At 62.7% G+C, this 1,473-nt stretch carries 2 protein-coding genes; both read left to right on the forward strand.

The window, feature by feature from the left end:
• The coding region (locus EN935_RS35735) for an ATP-binding cassette domain-containing protein (protein WP_127374209.1) at nt 1-433 on the forward strand (433 nt) is incomplete at its 5' end.
• 63 nt (nt 434-496) lie between these two features.
• On the forward strand, nt 497-1,473 hold a 977-nt coding region (locus EN935_RS35740; RefSeq protein WP_245489139.1), incomplete at its 3' end, for a substrate-binding protein.

Below are 1,473 nucleotides of genomic sequence, written 5' to 3' on the forward strand. Positions count from 1 at the left end.
GTTGACGGTGCGGCAAAACCTGGAAGTTGGCACCCGCGCCGCCAAGGACCGTGGCGACGGCGGCATTCAGGCCGACATCTTCGGCTATTTTCCGATCCTGCGCGAACGCGAAGCGCAGGTCGCCGGCACGCTTTCGGGCGGCCAGCAGCAGATGCTGGCGATCGGCCGCGCCTTGTGCGGCCTGCCGTCGGTGCTGCTGCTCGACGAGCCCTCGGAAGGCATTCAGCCGAACATCGTTCAGTCGATCGCCGAGCTGGTGCCGCGCATCGCCCGCGAACGCGGCATCGCAATCGTTCTGGTCGAGCAGAATCTCGATCTCGTTCTCAAGGCATCGGACCGCTGTCTGGTGATGGAGAAGGGCAGGATCGTCCATGAAGGCGCGCCGGAGGCGTTCGCCGACGAGACCCTGCTGAAGGACCTGTTGGCTTTGTAAGGCGTGCATGGGGCGCGCCTGGGACTGGAAGGGAACACAACAATGATAAGCAGAAGAACTGTCTTGAAATCCGGCGGCGCCGCGGCCGCCTTTGCCATGGTCGGCGCGCCGTCAATCCTGCGCGCCGCAGACACTGTCAAGGTCGGCCTGTCGATCCCGATCACCGGGCTGCAGGCGATCCTCGGCGAAACGCTGCTCAATTGCTACAAGCTCGCCGCCGCCGAACTCAACGCCGCCAACGGTATTGGCGGGCGCCAGGTCGAGCTCATCATCGAAGACAACCAGACCACCACCAAGGGCTCCATCGACAAGGCGCGCAAGCTCATCAACGAAGACAAGGCCGACGTGATCATGGGCACGATCATTTCGCCCGAGCGAAGCGCGACGCTCTCGGTCACCTCAAAGGCCAAGAAGCTGTTCTTCTATCCGACCAATTTCGAAGGCGGCGAATGCAACCGCTACTTCGTCGCCACCGGCCCGATCCCGATGCAGCAGGTCGATCCGATGATGCCGTGGGTGGCCGAGAACCTGGGCAAGACCATCTATGTCATGGCCTCGGACTATGCCTGGCCGCAGAAGATGACCGAGGCGATCACGGCGGCCTATGAAAAGGCTGGCGGCAAGATCATCGGTGCCGACTACTATCCGTTCGGCACCACCGATTTCGGCCCGGCCTTCCAGAAGATCAAGTCGCTGAAGCCCGATGTCGTCTGGTCGATGGTGGTCGGCAACGACGCCGTCACCCAGCTCAAGCAGTATCGCAGCTTCGACATCAAGCAGCCGCTGATCGCGCCGCTCGACGAGGTCTTCAACAAGGACGCACTGCCGCCCGGCGTGGCGGCCGGCACCTACGCGCCGCAACCCTACTGGATGGCGCTCGACAACCCGGTCAACAAGAAGTTCATCTCGAGCTTCCGCGAAAAGTTCGGCCAGGAAAAGATGGTCAACGGCATCGGCGAAGCCGGCTACAACGGCCTGCATCTCTACGCGCTGGCCGCCGAGAAGGCCGGATCGCTGAAGGACGACGATGTACTTAAGGC

Origin of the sequence: Mesorhizobium sp. M7D.F.Ca.US.004.03.1.1, from assembly GCF_003998635.1 — a bacterium.
GTDB classification, from domain to species: Bacteria; Pseudomonadota; Alphaproteobacteria; order Rhizobiales; family Rhizobiaceae; genus Mesorhizobium; species Mesorhizobium loti.